This window comes from Lactobacillus sp. YT155 (assembly GCF_030504545.1).
Lineage (GTDB): Bacteria > Bacillota > Bacilli > Lactobacillales > Lactobacillaceae > BQUT01.
In genome coordinates, this window is sequence record NZ_JAUKWP010000002.1 from 122,271 (window position 1) to 141,857 (window position 19,587).

At 35.9% G+C, this 19,587-nt stretch carries 17 protein-coding genes; all 17 read right to left on the bottom strand.

The genetic code is table 11. The features are described from left to right. Positions 1 to 37: 37 nt before the first annotated feature. On the bottom strand, positions 38 to 2,896 hold the full coding sequence (gene uvrA / locus Q2T76_RS03460; RefSeq protein ID WP_302084125.1) for an excinuclease ABC subunit UvrA: 2,859 nt from the start codon (positions 2,894 to 2,896) through the stop codon (positions 38 to 40). Beyond that, positions 2,897 to 4,903: an excinuclease ABC subunit UvrB gene (gene uvrB, locus Q2T76_RS03465; protein WP_302084126.1), complete on the bottom strand. Its 2,007-nt coding sequence runs from the start codon at positions 4,901 to 4,903 to the stop codon at positions 2,897 to 2,899. It abuts the gene before it with no gap. A gap of 97 nt (positions 4,904 to 5,000) precedes the next feature. Continuing rightward, positions 5,001 to 6,722, bottom strand: a complete 1,722-nt coding sequence (locus tag Q2T76_RS03470) for a phospho-sugar mutase (RefSeq protein ID WP_302084127.1) — start codon at positions 6,720 to 6,722, stop codon at positions 5,001 to 5,003. 676 nt (positions 6,723 to 7,398) lie between these two features. After that, the gene (gene trxB, locus Q2T76_RS03475) at positions 7,399 to 8,325 is read right to left on the bottom strand and encodes a thioredoxin-disulfide reductase (protein ID WP_302084128.1); all 927 of its coding nucleotides are present in this window, start codon (positions 8,323 to 8,325) and stop codon (positions 7,399 to 7,401) included. Between the two features lie 75 nt (positions 8,326 to 8,400). Continuing rightward, the gene (locus tag Q2T76_RS03480; protein WP_302084129.1) at positions 8,401 to 9,417 is read right to left on the bottom strand and encodes an NAD(P)H-dependent glycerol-3-phosphate dehydrogenase; all 1,017 of its coding nucleotides are present in this window, start codon (positions 9,415 to 9,417) and stop codon (positions 8,401 to 8,403) included. A 10-nt stretch (positions 9,418 to 9,427) separates the two neighbouring features. Further along, the gene (lgt, locus tag Q2T76_RS03485) at positions 9,428 to 10,237 is read right to left on the bottom strand and encodes a prolipoprotein diacylglyceryl transferase (protein WP_302084130.1); all 810 of its coding nucleotides are present in this window, start codon (positions 10,235 to 10,237) and stop codon (positions 9,428 to 9,430) included. Positions 10,238 to 10,242: 5 nt separating this feature from the next. Next, positions 10,243 to 11,190: an HPr(Ser) kinase/phosphatase gene (gene hprK, locus Q2T76_RS03490; RefSeq protein ID WP_302084131.1), complete on the bottom strand. Its 948-nt coding sequence runs from the start codon at positions 11,188 to 11,190 to the stop codon at positions 10,243 to 10,245. Positions 11,191 to 11,282: 92 nt separating this feature from the next. Then, positions 11,283 to 11,627, bottom strand: coding sequence for a phage holin family protein (locus Q2T76_RS03495; protein WP_302084132.1), 345 nt, complete (start codon positions 11,625 to 11,627; stop codon positions 11,283 to 11,285). Positions 11,628 to 11,694: 67 nt separating this feature from the next. Continuing rightward, positions 11,695 to 12,348, bottom strand: coding sequence for a phosphate signaling complex protein PhoU (gene phoU, locus Q2T76_RS03500; protein ID WP_302084256.1), 654 nt, complete (start codon positions 12,346 to 12,348; stop codon positions 11,695 to 11,697). Between the two features lie 24 nt (positions 12,349 to 12,372). Beyond that, positions 12,373 to 13,134 carry a phosphate ABC transporter ATP-binding protein PstB gene (pstB, locus tag Q2T76_RS03505; RefSeq protein WP_302084133.1) on the bottom strand — a complete coding sequence of 254 codons (762 nt, stop codon included), beginning with the start codon at positions 13,132 to 13,134 and terminating at the stop codon, positions 12,373 to 12,375. Between the two features lie 8 nt (positions 13,135 to 13,142). Further along, positions 13,143 to 13,943 (bottom strand): phosphate ABC transporter ATP-binding protein PstB, encoded by an 801-nt coding sequence (gene pstB / locus Q2T76_RS03510; RefSeq protein WP_302084134.1) that lies wholly within the window; start codon positions 13,941 to 13,943, stop codon positions 13,143 to 13,145. Next, positions 13,943 to 14,833 carry a phosphate ABC transporter permease PstA gene (gene pstA / locus Q2T76_RS03515; protein WP_302084135.1) on the bottom strand — a complete coding sequence of 297 codons (891 nt, stop codon included), beginning with the start codon at positions 14,831 to 14,833 and terminating at the stop codon, positions 13,943 to 13,945. Before pstA ends, pstB (Q2T76_RS03510) begins: the two co-directional genes overlap by 1 nt. Further along, positions 14,830 to 15,753 (bottom strand): phosphate ABC transporter permease subunit PstC, encoded by a 924-nt coding sequence (pstC, locus tag Q2T76_RS03520; protein WP_302084136.1) that lies wholly within the window; start codon positions 15,751 to 15,753, stop codon positions 14,830 to 14,832. Before pstC ends, pstA begins: the two co-directional genes overlap by 4 nt. 1 nt (position 15,754) lies before the next feature. Next, positions 15,755 to 16,615, bottom strand: a complete 861-nt coding sequence (locus tag Q2T76_RS03525; RefSeq protein ID WP_302084137.1) for a phosphate ABC transporter substrate-binding protein PstS family protein — start codon at positions 16,613 to 16,615, stop codon at positions 15,755 to 15,757. 99 nt (positions 16,616 to 16,714) lie between these two features. Further along, positions 16,715 to 17,200, bottom strand: a complete 486-nt coding sequence (locus tag Q2T76_RS03530) for a hypothetical protein (RefSeq protein WP_302084138.1) — start codon at positions 17,198 to 17,200, stop codon at positions 16,715 to 16,717. A 69-nt stretch (positions 17,201 to 17,269) separates the two neighbouring features. Beyond that, positions 17,270 to 18,928: a cell wall metabolism sensor histidine kinase WalK gene (locus Q2T76_RS03535; protein ID WP_302084139.1), complete on the bottom strand. Its 1,659-nt coding sequence runs from the start codon at positions 18,926 to 18,928 to the stop codon at positions 17,270 to 17,272. Position 18,929: 1 nt separating this feature from the next. After that, positions 18,930 to 19,586 (bottom strand): response regulator transcription factor, encoded by a 657-nt coding sequence (locus Q2T76_RS03540; RefSeq protein ID WP_302084140.1) that lies wholly within the window; start codon positions 19,584 to 19,586, stop codon positions 18,930 to 18,932. Between the last annotated feature and the right edge of the window lies 1 nt (position 19,587).

A 19,587-nucleotide genomic window follows, 5' to 3' on the forward strand; every position in this document is an offset into this window, starting at 1 on the left:
CCGGGCGTTTCATTTCTTGTAAAAAGAAAAAGAGCTATTAAATTAGCTCTTTTTTTGCTTTTGTTAATTTCAAATCTCTTTCAATAACTGGTGCTAAATATTGACCTGTATATGACTCTTTTACCTTACAGATTTTTTCAGGAGTTCCAGTAGCAATAATTTCACCACCACCGTCGCCACCTTCTGGACCTAAGTCAATAATCCAATCAGCAGACTTAATCACATCTAGATTATGTTCAATTACGACTACCGTATTTCCTTCATCAACAAGTTTTTGTAATACTTGTAGTAAACGACCAATATCGTCAGTATGAAGTCCAGTTGTTGGTTCGTCCAAGATGTAGAAGTTTTGCCCACGTGAACTCTTATACAATTCAGAAGCCAATTTCATACGTTGAGCTTCACCACCAGATAAGGTTGTGGCTGATTGTCCCAAGCTCACATAACCCAGTCCTACTTCAACAATTGTTTGAAGTTTACGCTTAATCTTAGGAATATTCTCGAAGAATTCCAATCCCTCAGAAATAGTCATATCTAAGATTTCTGCGATGTTTTTGCCCTTGTAAGTTACTTCAAGAGTTTCTGAGTTGTAACGAGTTCCATGACATACTTCACAAGGAACGTAGACATCAGGTAAGAAGTTCATTTCAATCTTGATAATTCCATCACCCTTACATGCCTCACAACGTCCACCTTTAACATTAAAGGAGAAGCGTCCCTTCTTATAACCACGAAGTTTAGCTTCGCTTGTTTGCGCAAATAAATCACGCACATCATCAAAAACACTGGTATAAGTTGCTGGATTACTTCTTGGTGTACGACCAATAGGGCTTTGATCAATATTAATCAATTTATCAATATCATCATATCCAGAAATTGTCTTATATTTACCAGGTTTTTTTGAATTATTATTTAACTTCTGGGCTAACGCTCTCTGAAGAATCATATTAACTAGTGTTGACTTTCCTGATCCAGAGACACCAGTAACTGAAATAAATTTGCCAAGTGGAAAATCAACTTTCAAATTCTTCAAGTTGTTTTCACTAGCACCGGTGATATGAACTTTTTGACCATTACCTTTTCTTCGCTTCTCTGGAACTGGAATAAACTTCTTCCCAGATAGATATTGGCCAGTAAGTGAATTAGGATTTTTCATCACTTCTTTTGGAGTTCCAACAGCAGTAACTTCACCACCTAATTCTCCAGCACCGGGGCCAATGTCAATCAAGTAATCAGCTGCATTCATTGTGTCTTCATCATGTTCAACCACGATTAGCGTATTGCCCAAATCACGCATTTTTTGCAGTGATTCAATTAATCGGTCATTATCTCTTTGATGAAGTCCAATTGAAGGTTCATCTAGAATATAAAGAACTCCTGATAAATTAGAACCAATTTGTGTTGCTAAACGGATACGTTGAGCTTCTCCACCTGATAAGGTACCAGCAGAACGAGAAAGATTAAGATACTCCAGACCAACATTTTGTAAGAAAGTTAAACGATCTAGAACTTCCTTCAAAATTGGTTTAGCGATAACTGTATTTTGTTCTGAGAATTTAGTACTTTCAAAGAATTTCAAACTGTCTTTGATTGGTAAATCTGAAGCATCAGCAATATCCAAGTCGTTAACTTTCACTGCTAAGGCTTTTTCGTTTAGTCGTTTACCATGGCAAGTTTGACAAGTTAACTCAGTCATATACTTTCTCATAGTTTCACGAGTGAAATCACTATTTGATTGTTTATAACGACGTTCAATATTTGGGACAACACCTTCGAAGACAATATCGATATCTCGGAATCCACCAAAATCATTTTCATACTTGAAGCGAAATTGTTTGTCTCCTGATCCATATAAAACAAGATCTTGTTGTTTCTTGGATAACTTGTTAAATGGTGTATCCATATCAATCTTGAACTTCTTAGCAGCTTGTTCCAACATTTGTGGATAGTAATTCGAACTAATCGGATTCCATGGAGCAATTGCTCCCTCATTTAAAGTGAGCTTCTTATCAGGAATAACTAAGTCCAAATCGACTTCTAGCTTCATTCCCAAGCCGTCACAATCAGGGCAAGCGCCAAATGGGGCGTTGAATGAGAATAAACGAGGTTCTAATTCCCCAACGGTAAAACCACAAATAGGACAAGCATAATGTTCAGAAAAAACTAGTGGTTCTGAACCCATAACATCAACATTGACATAGCCACCAGACAAACGTAAAGCAGCTTCCATTGAGTCGAATAGTCGTGAGCGAATACCATCTTTAACAACGATTCGGTCAACTACTACATCAATGTCATGTTTTTTATTCTTATCCAATTCAATTTCATCAGTTACTTCAGCTTCTTGGCCATCGACACGAATACGGACATAACCTTGTTTTTGAATTTGTTCAAAGACTTTCTTATGTTGTCCTTTTTTAGCTCTAATAACCGGTGATAGAATCTGAAGCTTAGTTCTTTCTTCTAATCCTAAAACTGTATCGACCATTTGCTCAACTGATTGACTGGTAATTACAGTACCGTCGTTTGGACAAATTGGTGTTCCAACTCGGGCCCAAAGAAGTCGCAAATAATCATTGATTTCTGTGATAGTTCCCACGGTCGAACGTGGATTTTTGGAGGTTGTTTTTTGGTCAATCGAAATAGCCGGACTCAATCCGTCAATCGAGTCTACGTCTGGCTTATCCATCTGACCTAAGAATTGTCGAGCATATGCTGATAAACTCTCGACATAACGACGTTGTCCTTCAGCATACAAGGTATCAAATGCTAAGGAACTCTTTCCTGATCCTGATAATCCAGTCATAACGACTAATTTGTCACGAGGAATTGTCACATCAATGTCTTTTAAATTATGAGCTCGAGCTCCTTTGATAACGATTTTGTCATTTGCCATCTATTTTAAATCCACCTTTAGTTCTAATATTGCATCACGCAAGTTAGCCGCTGCTTCGAAGTCTAAACTCTTAGCGGCGTTTTCCATTTGAACGGTTAATTGTTCAACTAACTTCAACTTCTCATCCTTAGACATGTTTTCAAAGTCGATATCATTTTCAACAATTTGTTCACTTGTTGGATTATCTACTTGTTTAACTGCCGTTATAGCATCCCTAATTGGCTTGATAATTGTCTTCGGTGTAATACCGTGTTCTTCATTGAATTTCTCTTGAATGTTACGACGGCGCTGTGTTTCATCCATCGCACCCTTCATAGAATCAGTTATCTTATCAGCGTACATGATAACTCGACCATGTTCATTTCTAGCCGCACGACCGATAATCTGAATTAATGATCGCTCGGCTCTTAAGAATCCTTCTTTATCGGCATCAAGAATCGCAATTAATGAAACTTCCGGAACATCAATTCCTTCACGAAGCAAGTTGATACCAATTAAAACATCAAACTTACCAAGTCGCAAATCACGAATGATTTCGGTTCGCTCAAGTGTCTTAATGTCACTATGTAGGTATTTGACCCTGATTCCCATATCCTTGAAATAATCGGTCAAATCCTCAGCCATTTTCTTAGTCAAGGTTGTCACAAAGACACGCTCGTCTTGCTCAACACGAGCATTGATTTCACCAACTAAATCATCAATTTGTCCCATTATTGGACGAACTTCAACTTTTGGATCTAACAGTCCAGTTGGTCGAATAATTTGTTCAATTACATCAGGAGTTCTTTCTAATTCATATGGTCCAGGAGTTGCTGAAACATAGAGGATTTGATTCACATGTTGTTCAAATTCTTCTAAGGTTAATGGTCGGTTATCTAGCGCACTTGGTAAACGGAATCCATAGTCAACCAACATTTGCTTTCTAGCACGGTCACCATTATACATTCCTCTAATTTGAGGCATGGTTACGTGGGACTCATCAATCATGATATTAAAGTCATCGGGGAAGAAATCTAATAACGTATATGGAGGTTCACCTTCAGCACGACCTTCCATATGACGTGAATAGTTCTCGATTCCAGAAGTGTAGCCCATTTCTTTCATCATTTCGATGTCATAATTAGTTCTTTGTTCAAGACGTTGAGCTTCAAGAAGTTTACCTTCATCATTTAGTTCTTTCAATCGTCCTTTTAATTCGTTTTCTATTCTTTCAATAGCTTTAGCCATTTGTTCATCATTAGTCATAAAGTGAGTTGCCGGGAAGATCGAAATTTGGTCTAACTCACCATTTATTTCTCCAGTTAAGGGATCCATTTGAACAATTCGATCAATTTCATCACCAAAGAATTCAACTCGTAGGGCAGAATCATCTCTTGAAGCTGGGAAAATATCAATAATATCGCCACGAACACGGAATCTTCCACGTTGAAAATCGATATCATTTCTTTCAAATTGATTATTTACAAGTTCACTCATCAATTGATTACGGCCCGTTTCTTGACCCACACGAATTGATAAGACATTTTCACGATACTCGTTAGGATCACCCAAACCAAAAATACTAGAAACTGAAGCAACGACAACCACATCATTTCTCTCTAAAAGAGAAGAAGTTGCTGAATGTCGTAACTTATCAATCTCATCATTGATACTGGAATCTTTTTCAATATAAGTATCACTTGATGGGACATAAGCTTCAGGTTGATAGTAATCATAGTAACTAACAAAATATTCAACCGCATTATTAGGGAAGAACTCCTTAAATTCACCATAGAGTTGTCCCGCTAAAGTTTTGTTGTGTGAAATTATTAAAGTCGGTTTGTTCAAATTCTTAATAACATTCGCCATGGTAAATGTTTTACCAGTACCAGTGGCACCTTCAAGAATCTGCGCTTTCTTACCTTCTTTAAAACCTTCTGTTATCTTGTCAATTGCCTGACCTTGATCACCAGCTGGTTTATATTTTGAAACTAAATCAAATTTACGATCAGTTTGTCTAGTTATCATCGACTTGCCCCTTAGAATCATGAAAATAAAAAAATATTGAGATAATTTTTGAATTACCACAATATTTTAACACTACGAACATATTTTCGCCATTTTTTTAATTTGTCCAATTATTAATTTCTTTAACGTACTCATTAAGCTTGTTGTCACTAGCTTCTTGACTATCGTCTGTTACCCCAATATAGAACTTAATTTTTGGCTCAGTACCTGAAGGACGAATAGCAATCCAAGTTTCATCATCAAGAATATATTTCAAAACATTCGCTTGTGGCAAAGCAATTTTTTCTTCACCTTCACTAGTTGTAGCAACCTGACTTTGGAAATCCATTGTCTTCACAACTTTATGGCCAGCGATTTCTGTGAATCCTTCTTGACGGAACTTAGTCATCAAGTCGGCCATGATTTGTTTACCATCAACACCTTCAAAAGTTTCCGAAATTGTCTTTTCTTGATAGTAACCGTATTTCTTATAAAGATCTAGAAGACCATCATACATGGTTTTACCTTGTGACTTGTAGAATGCTGAAACTTCAGCTAATAGTAATGAAGCTTGCATCGCGTCTTTATCGCGGACAAAACCTTTAACTAGATAGCCGTAACTTTCTTCAAAACCAAACAAGAAAGTATTTGATTTTGTATCTTCAAAGTCTTGAATTAATTCAGCAATGTATTTGAATCCAGTTAGAACATCAAACATCTTCAAACCATAACTATTAACGATTTTAGTAGCCAATTCTGTCGAAACAATCGACTTAATTACGGCACCATTAGCTGGCAACTTATTATTTTCTTTCATCGAATGTAGAATATATTCAATTAAAACACTGGCAATTTGATTACCAGTCATTAATTGATATTCACCACTTGGAAGACGAACTGCTGCTCCGAGACGATCAGCATCTGGATCAGTTGCAATCAAGACATCAGCATTTTCATTCTTACCTTGGTCAATTGCCATATCAAATGCTTGAGTGAACTCAGGATTTGGGAATGGCACAGTGGCAAACTCTGGATCTAGAATGGCCTGTTTAGCAACCATTGAGATTTTATCGAATCCCATATCACCAAACATTCTTGGAGCAATTACTTTACCAGTACCATGAAGTGGTGAGTAGACTAAGCTAAGATCAGAGCCTTCTTGCTCAATTAGAGCGTGATCAACACTAACTGTTTTTAAATTTTCAAGATAGATTTTATCAATATCTTCACCAATTAAATCTACTAATCCATTCTCACGAAGTTCTTCGATATCTTTAACTTCAATCGCAAATAAATCAGAGTTCTTGCGAACATAATCAGTAATAATATCTGATTCTTTTGGTGGCATTTGACCACCATCTTCGCCATAAATTTTGAATCCATTATATTGCTTAGGATTATGACTGGCGGTAATCATAATTCCGGCATAAGCATTTAATTCACGAACTGCAAAAGATAATTCTGGTGTTGGTCTTAAACTGTCAAATAAGAATGATTTAATACCATGTACGCCCAAAACTTTGGCAGATTCGATTGCAAATAATTGTGAATTATAGCGAGAATCAAAACTAATTGCGACTCCACGTTGTTTTGTTTTTTCATCAAGTGTATCCATTAATCCTGCCAAACCACTAGCAGCCTGTCTAACGGTGTAAATGTTCATACAGTTAATTCCAGGTCCCATTACACCACGCATACCAGCAGTACCAAATTCCATTGGTGCATAGAATGCTTCTTCAGCTTTCTTATCATCATTTTTTAATTCTGTTAATTTAATTTTTAAGTCTAAATCTAAATCAGGATATTCTTCCCATACTTGTAAGTTTTCTTTCCAACTCATAATTTGCCTCCAAATTTATGGTAACTGCTTTTATTCTACCTTATTAGTAAACAAATAGATGAAGGTTTAAGAAATATATAAAAACTCAATATTTCGTTTTTGGACCTCTCCTTGAATCGTGTCTGTGCTATAATTAATTCAGCAATCAAAAAGACACGGTGATAGCACACCGCGTCCTTGATAATAGAATTGCGTTAAGGATTTGACTACTTTTTCATGAAGTAGTCTTTTTTTATTCGATCAATTAAATCTAACAAATCATTTGCGATATGTTTAAGAACGTAATCGATCATAATGAGTATTAATAAATCACCCCTCAGCTATTCCCTGAAACGTTTTTTGCATTCGACCATCTCCATTTCGTTTTTAAGACGAGGGACGGCGGAACACAAAACTATTACCAAAAAGAAATTACGCAAAAGTTTTGAAACGCGCTCCAAGAAACTAAAGTCTCCGTCTAAGCAAAAAACGAGCGAACTTCTTACGAAGTTAACTCGTTTTTTCTTTAGTGCTCGACTTTTAAACGTTTCTTGTCGCGCTCTTAATCACTTAGTGTTTGTATATAGTTAAATGCTTGTTNTAAAGTCTCCGTCTAAGCAAAAAACGAGCGAACTTCTTACGAAGTTAACTCGTTTTTTCTTTAGTGCTCGACTTTTAAACGTTTCTTGTCGCGCTCTTAATCACTTAGTGTTTGTATATAGTTAAATGCTTGTTGTCCGGCAATTCCACCGTCCCCAACAGCAGTTGTGATTTGACGAAGTTCTTTTTTACGAACATCCCCAATAGCATAAACTCCAGGGATTTTTGTTTCCATATTATCGTTAGTATCAATCCAACCTTGTTCATCCAAAATTCCTAAATCTTCAAAGGCATCGGTTAATGGTTGAATTCCAACATAGATAAATGCACCGGAGGCTGGCAAGACATGTTCTTCACCAGTTTCTTTGTCATGATACTTAACACCAGTGACTTCATTGCCATCACCTTGAATTTCATCAGTCAAAGCGTTCCAGACAAACTTAATTTTGTCATTCTTGAAGGCACGATCTTGTAAAATTTGTTGAGCACGAAGTTGGTCACGACGGTGAACGATAGTAACAGACTTAGCCATTTGTGTAAGGTAAACACCTTCTTCAACAGCTGAATCACCACCACCAATAACAACAACGTCTTGATCCTTAAAGAATGCTCCATCACAGACCGCACAGTATGAAACACCTCGTCCTGAGTATTCATCTTCTCCGGGAACACCGATTTTCTTGTATTCAGAACCAGTGGCAATAATTACAACTGAAGTTTCATAAGTTTCTTCATCAGTAGTAACAATTTTTTGGTCACCTTTTTGTTCAATCTTTGAAACGGTTCCATATAAGAATTCTGCCCCAAAACGAGTTGATGAAGCAAACATCTTCTCACCCAACTCTGGTCCCATGATTGATTCAAATCCAGGATAATTTTCAATCTCAGCGGTATTGTTCATTTGACCACCATAAATACCCCTATCTAGGATGGCTACCGATAAGTTTGCTCTTGAAGCATATAAAGCGGCTGTTAATCCCCCAGGACCAGCGCCGATTACAATTACGTCATATTTCTTTGTCATAATTCGCTCCTCATACGATTTAATTCAGTATGTCAATACTAGTCATTCAAAGTTGATTTGTCCACTAAGTTGTTTCTAAAATTCAATTTCGGCTTTTCCAGAGCGTCCCATCAAACCTTTAATCACTTCGTGAATATCTTTGCCTTGATAAATCACAGCATAAATTGCACTGGTAATTGGCATATCAATGCCTTGTTTTTCAGCTAATTCAAAGGCTGCCTGACAAGTTGCAACACCTTCAACCACCATGCCCATATTCTTCAAAGTTTCATCAATTGATTCACCCTTGCCAATAGCGTTTCCAAAACGCCAGTTTCGAGAATGAACACTGGTACAAGTTACAATCAAATCACCAACACCTGAGAGTCCAATGAAAGTTAATGGTTTAGCACCCATCGAAACTCCTAGTCGAGTAATCTCTGCTAAACCTCGAGTCATCAAGGCTGCCTTGGTGTTATCACCATAACCAAGTCCGTGGAGCGCACCTGCACCTATCGCTATAACGTTCTTTAGGGCTGCTCCCATTTCTACTCCGACAACATCATCGTTTGTATATAAACGGAAGTAATCATTCATAAATGTATCTTGAACTAGTTTAGCCGCCTCTAGGTTATTAGATGCAGCTGTGATAGTAGTGATATCTTTATTAGCTACATCTTCAGCATGACTTGGTCCTGATAGAACAACTACTGCTTCTCTTAGTTGTTCAGGAATTGTGTCTTCAAGAATTTCAGAAATTCGATCATAACTTCCTTGTTCTAGTCCTTTTGAAGCAGTTACTAGAATTGGTTTAATTTGTAGTTCAATTAAAACTTTAGTTAGTTTTTCTGCCACTTCTCGAGTAGCTTGAGTTGGGATAACAAATAATACCATCTCAGCTTCACGGCAAGCTTCTGTTAAATCGCTTGTAGCAATTAGCTCAGAACTAATCTTAAATTCGGGTAAATAATGTTTGTTGGTATGTTGTTGATTAATTTCATCAACACATGCCTGATCATGACCCCAGACTTTGACTTGATTCCCATTTTCCACTAATAAATTAGCAAGAATTGTTCCCCACGATCCTGCTCCTAAAACTGCTACGTTTGTCATGTTAAATCTCCTATTTGTTGATGGTGTAATCAGGTACATTTTTATTTTTGTGTCGATAGCTCATAATAATAACCGCTCCAATAAAGAGGATTACTGATAACAGTTGTGATACACGAATACTACCAAATAAATATAAGCTATCCGTCCGCATTCCTTCAATAAAGAACCGTCCGAAGGCATACCAGATAACATAAGTTAGAATCACTTCGCCACGTTTGAATTTACCATTCGCACGTAAAATTAAGATAACAATTAATCCTAATAAGTTCCAAGCCGATTCATATAAGAAAGTTGGTTGACGATAATAGCCATCAATATGCATTTGGTCAATAATGAAGTTAGGCAAGTGTAATCCTTCTAAGAAGCTCTTTGACGTCACAGCACCATATGCTTCTTGATTCATGAAGTTACCCCAGCGACCAATAATTTGTCCTAGCATAACGGATGGTGCAGCGATATCTAACATTTGCCAAGTGGAGATTTGTTGTTTGCGTGTATAAATAATAATTACAATTAAAGCCGCAATTAAACCACCATAAATAGCGATTCCCCCGTGCCAAATTTTAATGATTTCACCGGGATGACTAATATAAAATGGCAGTTCAAAAATCACATAGTACAGCCGTGCTCCAATTAAAGCAAAAGGTGCCATCCACAGCACCATATCTAATACTTTATCGGAATTAATTCCCTGTTTAGTAGCTTCGTGCATGGCCCACATAACAGCCAAGAACGCTCCCGAAGCAATAATAATTCCATACCAATGAATTTCCAAACCGCCTAAAGTAAAGGCAATCGGGTTTATTGTTAATAAATTCAAAATACTTATCCTTCTTTATCTGTATCCGAGTTTTCTTGAATTAGTTTACTCAAGTTATCTTCAAATGTCTTAGTAGCATCAAAGCCCATCTTTCTAGAACGGAAGTTCATGGCAGCTACTTCAATGATAATTGCTAAGTTACGACCAACTTTAACTGGAACGGTAATCTTAGGAACTTCAACATCAAAAACAAGTTGTCTCTGTTCTCCGGAACCTAATCGATCATAATTTCCTTTAGGATCCCATTGTTCCAAATGAATAATTAATTCAATTTCAGAGTCACTACGAACTGCTCCGGCACCAAATAATGTCATAACATCAATTATTCCGACACCACGAATTTCTAATAAATGGTTCAAAATCTTGGGAGCTTCACCAATAATTGTTTTTTCATCTTGTTGATATACTTCAACTCGATCATCAGCAATTAAACGATGACCTCTTTTTACTAATTCTAGAGCTGTTTCACTTTTACCAACTCCAGAATCACCGGTCAATAAAATTCCAATACCATAGATATCTACTAAGACACCATGAATACTCTGGCGTTGAGCTAATTGTTGATCCAAATATTCGGTTACCAAACTGGACAAACGAGTTGTTGGTAGTTTTGAACCGATAATTGGAATATGTTGTTCTTTGGCTACTTGAATCAATTCATCAGCTGGGGTTAAATCTCTAGAAACCAAAAACATTGGTGTTTGAGGTTGAGCCATTTGTTGAAAGATTTGCGTTCGACGCTTCGAGCCTAAACCAGCAATATAGGCCGTTTCTGTCTGACCGAGCAACTGAATTCGTTCGGCAGGATAGTAATCAAAATAACCCGTCAATTCAATTCCAGGACGTGAGATATCACTGACATCAACGAATTTATTAGCCAAGTCTCCTTCACCTACAAAGACTTTAAACTCATTATCTTCAACTAGTTGTTTTACACTAACTTGATTTTCCATGATTTACACCACCATTTATCTCGTTACCAATAGTCTATCATTTTACGCAAATATTACATATAAAAAAATCGACCATCAGGCCGATTGAGTTTTTAGTTTTTAGCACGATTTCCAATAATTAAATTAACTATCGACATAATAACTGCTACTAGCATCGCTGCTCCAAAACTAGTGAACTTGAATTTTCCATCTAAAAAAGTTGAAACAAATTCCAAAATGGAAGCATTTATAACAATCGTGAATAATCCTAAGGTCAAAATCGTTATTGGTAAGGATATTAATTGCAAGATTGGTTTAGCAGTCATATTCAATATTACGATAACAAAACTAGCAATAACTGCAGTTTGTACATCTGCTAATGTGAAATACTGTGGAAAAACTTGGGCAATTGCCATGAATAGAAATGTGTAAATAATCGTTTTAAAAATAACTCTCATCTAAATCTCCTCGAGTATTTAATTAACTCAACATTCTACCCGATTGCAAATATTTGTCAAAATCATCCTAGTTCAATTCAACTACATGACCACTCTTTAAATAGACAATCCATTCACAAATATTGGTTGCATAATCACCAACACGTTCTAGGTAACTTGCTACTAACATGTAAGAAGTTCCACCAACAATTGTTTCGGTGTTCTCCTTCATTTTAATAATACATAAGTCACTAATTCGACGAGCAAAGTCATCAATTACATCATCTTCTTTAGCAATTTGTTCGGCTTTTTCACTATCTTCTTTTACATAAGCATTCAAGACATCTTCAACAATTTGCTTAGCATGATCACCCATTTGAGCAATTAATTCTTCAGCTTCAGGAATTCTTTCATTTCCTTTCACTTCAATTGTTGCTTTGGCGATACTAACCGCATGGTCGCCCATTCGTTCAAGGTCAGAACTTGCCTTTAAAACTGTCACAATCATTCTAAGGTCAGAAGTTACGGGTTGTTGTAAGGCAATCAACTCGAACGAAGTTTTTTCTAAATCCGTTTCTCTTTTATTAATCATTTTGTCAGCTTCAATAACTTCTTGAGCTAATTTCTTATCATGATTAACAAAAGCACTAACGGATTTTAGAATGGATTCATTAACCATCATCCCCATCTCAGAAAATCTCACATGTAAGTTAGATAATTCTTCTTCGAAAGCTGTTCTCATTTTCATAATTTTGTCCTCTCTATATTAACCAAACTTACCAGAAATATAATCTTCAGTTTGTTTATTCTTCGGATCTAAGAATATCTTCTTAGTTTCATCTACTTCAATTAATTCCCCATTCAAGAAGAAAGCAGTTCGATCAGAAATTCTTGATGCTTGTTGCATGTTATGAGTAACGGTAATAATTGTATAATCCTGTTTCAATTCCATCATCATGTTCTCAACCTTGGAAGATGAAATTGGATCTAAGGCACTCGTTGGCTCATCCATCAAGATGATGTCAGGTTTAACTGCAATAACTCTGGCGATACAAACTCTTTGTTGTTGTCCACCGGATAAGGCTAATGCCGACTCATTCAACTTGTCTTTCACATCATCCCAAACAGCTGCTGCCTTCAAACTTGTTTCAACTGCTTCGTCTAAGACAGCTCGATCAGTAATTCCGGCAATCTTTAATCCAAATGTTACGTTGTCATAAATTGAGAATGGAAATGGGTTTGGTTGTTGAAAAACCATTCCGACTTGTTTTCTCAATTCAACCGTATCAGTATTGGGAGCATAGATATTCTTCCCATCTAATAATATATTACCAGTTATTGTCACATTTGGAATTAAATCATTCATTCTATTTAAAGTACGCAAGAAAGTTGACTTACCACAACCTGATGGTCCAATTAATGCCGTAATTTCATTTTCATAACAATCAAGACTAACACCCTTGAGTGCTTCTTTTTGTCCATAAAACAAATGAACATCGCTGGCGGATAAAATTGTTTTATTTGCCATAACTACTCCTAACCAAAATGACCTGAAACATAATCGTCGGTCAATTTTACTCTTGGTTTTGTAAAAATCTTTCTGGTTTCATTGAACTCTATTACTTGTCCTAAATGGAAGAACGCCGTATAATCACTAATTCTAGCTGCTTGTTGCATATTATGAGTAACAATAATGATTGTATAATTATCCTTCAAGTTCATCATTGTCTCTTCAATATTTTGCGTAGAAATTGGATCTAACGCACTGGCTGGCTCATCCATCAATAAGATATCAGGCTTCATCGCAATTGCTCTGGCAATGCATAATCGTTGTTGTTGTCCACCTGATAGAGCTAGTGCACTCTTATTCAAGTCGTCTTTTACTTGGTCCCAAAGTGATGCTTGTTTCAAAGTTGTCTCGACAATTTCGTCTAACTTCTTCTTATCATGCACGCCGTGACGTTCGAGAGCAAAGGTGATATTTTCGTAAATTGATTTTGAGAATGGATTCGGACGTTGAAAAACCATTCCAATGTGTTTTCTCATTTCATAAACATCAATTTCATTGCTATTGATATCTAAATCACGATACAAAATTTTTCCTTCAACTCTTGCAGTAGAAATGGTGTCATTCATTCTATTTAATGATCTTAAAAAAGTTGATTTCCCTGAACCAGAAGCGCCAATCAACGAAGTTATCTGATATCTTTCAAACTGAAGTGAAGCACTATGAAGAGCTTCTTTTTCACCATAAAAGACTTTCAAGTTCTCAGTCGTCATCGCCATTTCGTGTTCTTTTTCATCCAGTCTGCGAATAAATGTTTCTTCTTGTGCCATTATTTATTCCCCGTCATCTTCGTATAAATAAAGTTACCTAAGTAGCGAGATGCTAAATTAAATAGTAGTACTGCTAGAATCAACACTGCTGAGGCTCCAGCTGATACTGCTACTGCATCAGGAATTAATCCCTCCGAGTTAACTTTCCAGATATGAACCGCTAAAGTTTCAGCGGGACGCATCAAGTTCAATGGGCTGGTAATGCTCATTGGATTGAAGTTAGTAAAATCAACTGGTGGAGCACTTTGTCCAGCGGTATAAATCAATGCTGCCGCTTCACCGAAAACACGTCCTGCTCCTAGAATTAATCCAGTGATGATTGCTGGAAGTGCATCTGGAATAATTACTCGAATCACCGTTTCATATTTTGATAACCCTAAGGCTAACCCAGCTTCACGTTGCGAATTAGGAATCGAACGTAACGCATCTTCGATACTTCTAATCAAGAGCGGCAAGTTGAAAACTGTTAAAGTCAATGCTCCGGATAAAATTGAAAAACCAATATGAAAATTAATAACAAAAATCAAGAATCCAAATAGCCCAACAACAATTGAAGGTAATGAACTCAAAATTTCAATTGAGGTTCTAATTAAACTAGCAATTCTACCATTTGAACTGTATTCAGAGAGATAAATAGCTGTTCCTAAAGCGATTGGAATTGAAATAATCATCGAAAGAATCAATAAGAAGAAAGAGTTAAATAGTTGAATTCCAATTCCACCACCGGCAGAAAAACTTTCTGCTTTACTGGTCAAGAAATGCCAGTTCACATATTGAAGTCCTCTACCCAAAATATAAAGTAATAAACTAGCTAAGATTAGAACAATTACCGTTGCCATGACATAAATGACACCAGTTGCGATTTTATCGATTGTTTTGGCTTTTTTCATTTCAACGTTCCTTTCTTAGCAATGTATTTAATTACGGTATTAAATAGCAACGACATCAATAGGAGTAATAATGCTAACGACCAAAGTGCGTTGTTTGCAGTTGTGCCCATGACTGTATTTCCCATATTCATCGTCAAGACACTGGTCAAGGTTGAGGCTGGTGAAACTAAATTTTGAGGTAGTAACATAGCGTTACCGATAACCATTTGGACGGCTAATGCTTCACCAAAAGCACGTGCCATTCCAAAGACTACGGCGGTGAATAATCCTGGAGCACCAGCTCGAAGGACTACCCGAGAAATTGTTTGCCATCTAGTTGCTCCAACCGCTAAAGCTGCTTCACGATAATGCCTAGGAACAGCTTTTAAAGCATCAATACTCATTGAAGTAATTGTTGGTAGAATCATGACGAACAAGACAAATGTTCCGGCTAGAATTCCAAAACCACTGCCACCAAACGTATTTCTAACAAACGGAATAACTACTGAAACACCAATGAATCCATAAACAACTGAAGGAATTCCCACAAGTAATTCAATAACCGGTTGTAAAACTTTCTTTCCTAACTTAGGTGAAATTTCGGTCATAAATACCGCTGCCGCAATGGCAAAGGGAGTGGCAATAATTGTAGCTAAGAAGGTTACTGAGAAAGAACCCATAATCATTGGCAAAGCACCCAATAAAGGTCTTCCCTGACTATCAGTCTTGTCGGCTGACCAAATTGAATGAGTCAAGAAATCAATGATGTTGACTTTATCACTTACAAAAATGGTAATTCCTTTGGAAGCAATAAATCCAATTAATGAGAGCACTAAAATGATAATAATTGTTGTACAAAACATTGCTAAAAACTTACCACGAAATTCCCGTTTCGCAGAAGTCGAACGCATAGTTAAACTTTCTTTAATAGAGTCATGCATGTTATTTACCTCCAATCTTTGTAGTCTTACCATGATCATCTTTTTGATAGTTCATTTCGCTAATGGGAATGTAACGCATCTTTTCAACAACGTTTTTTTGCACGTGTTTTGAAAGAATGAAATCAATGAATTCTTTAGCTAATGGATCGCCATTCTTTTGAATATACATATGTTCATATGACCAAATTGTCCATTTGTTATCAACGATATTCTGTTTAGTTGCTTCATGACCATCGACTTTCAAAGTCTTAACATCGCTATTAATATAAGGCATTGCCAAGTAACTAATTGAGCCGGGAGTATTCGCAATAATCTGGCGAACCATTCCTGATGAATCTTGTTCTTGAGATTTTTTGGTTTCCAAATTATTCATGACTGATTTTTCAAAGACTGAACGAGTTCCACTACCGCTGGCACGATTAATGATTGTAATTGGTAAGTTAGGTCCACCAACGTCTTGCCAATTAGTAATTTGTCCGGCAAAAATCTTTCGTAGTTGAGTTAATGTCAAATTCTTAATTTTTAAGTCTTTATTTACAACTGGAACAATTCCCACGACACAAATTTTGTAATCAACTAATTGTTTAGCGTCGATTCCTTTTTTTTCTTGAGCAAATAAGTCGGAGTTTCCAATATCAACCGCTCCTGATTGAATTTGGCTTAATCCCGTTCCAGTTCCACCACCTTGAACATTAATATACACTCCTTTATTCTGTTCAGAGTATATTTCACTAGCAGATTCTGCCAAGGGTTGCACGGCAGACGAACCAACAACCGTGATGGTTTTTTCTTTAGTCTGACCACATCCAGTAAGTATCAGAACGGTAATTAAACTTAAAATCAACAATCCTATTTTTTTCAAGATTCCAGCCCTCATTTAATTTAATCTAACAAATCTATTCTAATAATTGATTGTAAATTTTGTGTAAAAAAAACAGCAAGTTTTTCACTTACTGTTTTTTTATTTAATCTTTTTATATCCCATCTTCTTTAATTGACGAGTCATTTTCTTTAAACTATGTTCTTGATAATACTTGAAACCTTTATCAAGTTTTTTAAGACTTTTTGAATTGATTTTATCTAGATCAATTTTGATTTTTGCTGAATAAGTTGAGCCTTGATATTCATCGCTAAAACTCAATCCTGTTTCACTATAGTTATATTTTTTCTCAGCTTTAAATTTTTTAGGTGATTCTTTAATTTGTCCAGTAGTGTAATTCAATCTAGTTATGCTGATAAATTGTGCTCTGGTCTCTTCGTCCACATCTTTACCAAACTTAACTATCACTTTTTGGTTTTCTTTATGAACCTTATCCCCAGTTGAAATTAAAGTCGTCGTAGCAGTTATATTCTCACTCTTACTTCGATAAACTGTTGTTTTTTCTCCACTACACCCAGCTACTATCAGAACTAATGTTGAAAGAATCAAAAGAACTATTTTTTTCATATAACTTACCCCAATCGTCTATCTTACAAATATTTTAGCATAAAAAAAGAACGCTCTTTTAAGCGTTCTTTATAATGGTATTTTAATTTCAAACCTAGTTCCAACAGTTAATTGACTATCAACTTTGATCGTACCATTTAGTTTATTGACTGCATCGTTGACAATTGCCAATCCCAATCCTGTTCCTTCAACATCTTGGGAATGAGACTTGTCCACTCGATAAAATCTTTCAAAGATTCGATCAATCTCATCATCCGAAATACCAATTCCGGTATCTTCAACATCAATATATAAGACGTTCTTGATTTCATCGTGATTCAAATTAATATCGATTGAGCCGCCATCTTTATTGTACAAAACAGCATTAATCATCAAGTTATCAACTATTTGTTCAATCAAGAGTTTAGAACTCACAATTGGTTGTGGTCCTTTGACAAATGAATTAACGGTAAGATTCTTCTCTTTGATCTGCGGAGCTAAATTCTCGGTGATGTTATCCAAAACTTCGTCTAGTAAAATCTTGTCATTATCTTCATCAGTTTCTTTAATTTGCGAAAGCTCCAAGATATCTTGAATTAAATAATTTAGACGTTTGCTCTCTTTATTGATAATCTTCAAGAATTTGTCTAACTGTTCAGGGTCATCTTTTGCTCCGTTTAATAAGGTCTCTGAGAACCCAGAAATAGCCGTTACTGGAGTTTTCAATTCATGACTAACGTTACCAACGAAGTCTCCTTGCATTCGTTCAATTTGTTTAAATTCAGTCAAATCATACAGAATAACAATAACTTGTCGTTCCATATCTTCATCTGAATGAGCAATTCGAATGACGTTAGCATCAACAAATTTATCATTATTAATTAAATTAACAGTCTTATGATGATTTTTATTCTTGCGCAAAGTTCTTTCAATCATGCGACTCAAAGAATAAGTCTTTATATCATCAATAAAAGGATGCTCAGTGTTTTCAATATTATGGCCAAGAATTATTGACATGGCTTGATTATGAATCAACACATTACCTTTATCATCCAGTAACATTACTCCAACAGGAAGGTGTCCCACCAATCCTTTAAAACGACGACTCAATAAGTGAAGATTTTGATTTTTATCATTAACTACATGATTCAAGTTGTGAATTTCTTGAATAATTGGCACCAACGAATCCTTATCATGTACGATGATAGGATTGATTTCTTCGCCAGCATTAATCTTCTTCAAATTGTCAGCAATCAAGGCAATTTCATATTCACGGCTACGATTTCTCACGTAAATAATTCTTATTATCAGAATAGCTATCAAAATATAAATGATTGATAACAAACTAAAATAAGCAAAGTGATTCGTCCATGCTCGAGCTGACTCATGTTCTAAGACTAAATATTTATTATTTTCTACTTGGTTAGCCTTGTAGAAAGTTCGATGAGAAAAGTTAGTTGTTTTGGTAACTTTTCCATTTGGAGTAATCGTTCCCTTATTCCACAAATCATTAATCTGGGCATTCTTCTTATTACCAACTTCATAGGTAATTGCCTTCATATCGTTTTCGACAAGAAGTGTGGACTTCACCTTCTTACTTTGATTTCTCAACTTGAAATAAGTTTCGCTCGCTCGATCAAAGTGGTGACGTTGATTGGAGCTTAAAGCCATATCAGAGACATAGACTACTCCGAAATAGACTAATATAGCAACAACGATTGAAATAACTAAATTTCGTTTATTTTTCATTTTATTCCTCCAATCTATATCCAAATCCACGAATTGTTTTCAAAAATTGTGGTTTTTTAGCATCAGTTTCAATTTTTTCTCGTAGATGACTGATTTGAATGTCAACCACTCTGCCAGAATTAGAATCTTCTGGCCAAACATTAGCCATGATTTGATCACGACTAAGAATTTGATTTCTATTAGTATGCAAATAATTAAATAATTCAGATTCTTTTTTGGTTAGTCCAACAGTTTGTCCATTAGGAAGAGTCACAAAGTTTTCTTTAACCGTGAACCGACTTGAACTTGTAATATCAGTTTGAACACGCCTTAGTAAAGCAGCAACACGAGCCAACATTTCCTCAACATCAAATGGTTTTATTAAGTAATCATCTGCACCAGCATTGAGACCTTTGATAACATCTTTTTTAGTTCCTAAAGCCGTCAACATTAGAATTAAAGTTGTTCCATGTTGCTCACGGATTTTCTTAGTTAATGTTATGCCATCAATTTTTGGCAACATCAAATCAACAATTAACAAATCAAAATGATTAGCTCGATAGAGCTCAAGTGCCTCTTTACCATCATGAGCAACCATTGTCTCGTAACCTTGATTATTTAAATTATATTCCAACAATGTTGTAATTGATTCTTCGTCGTCCACAATTAATATCTTCATA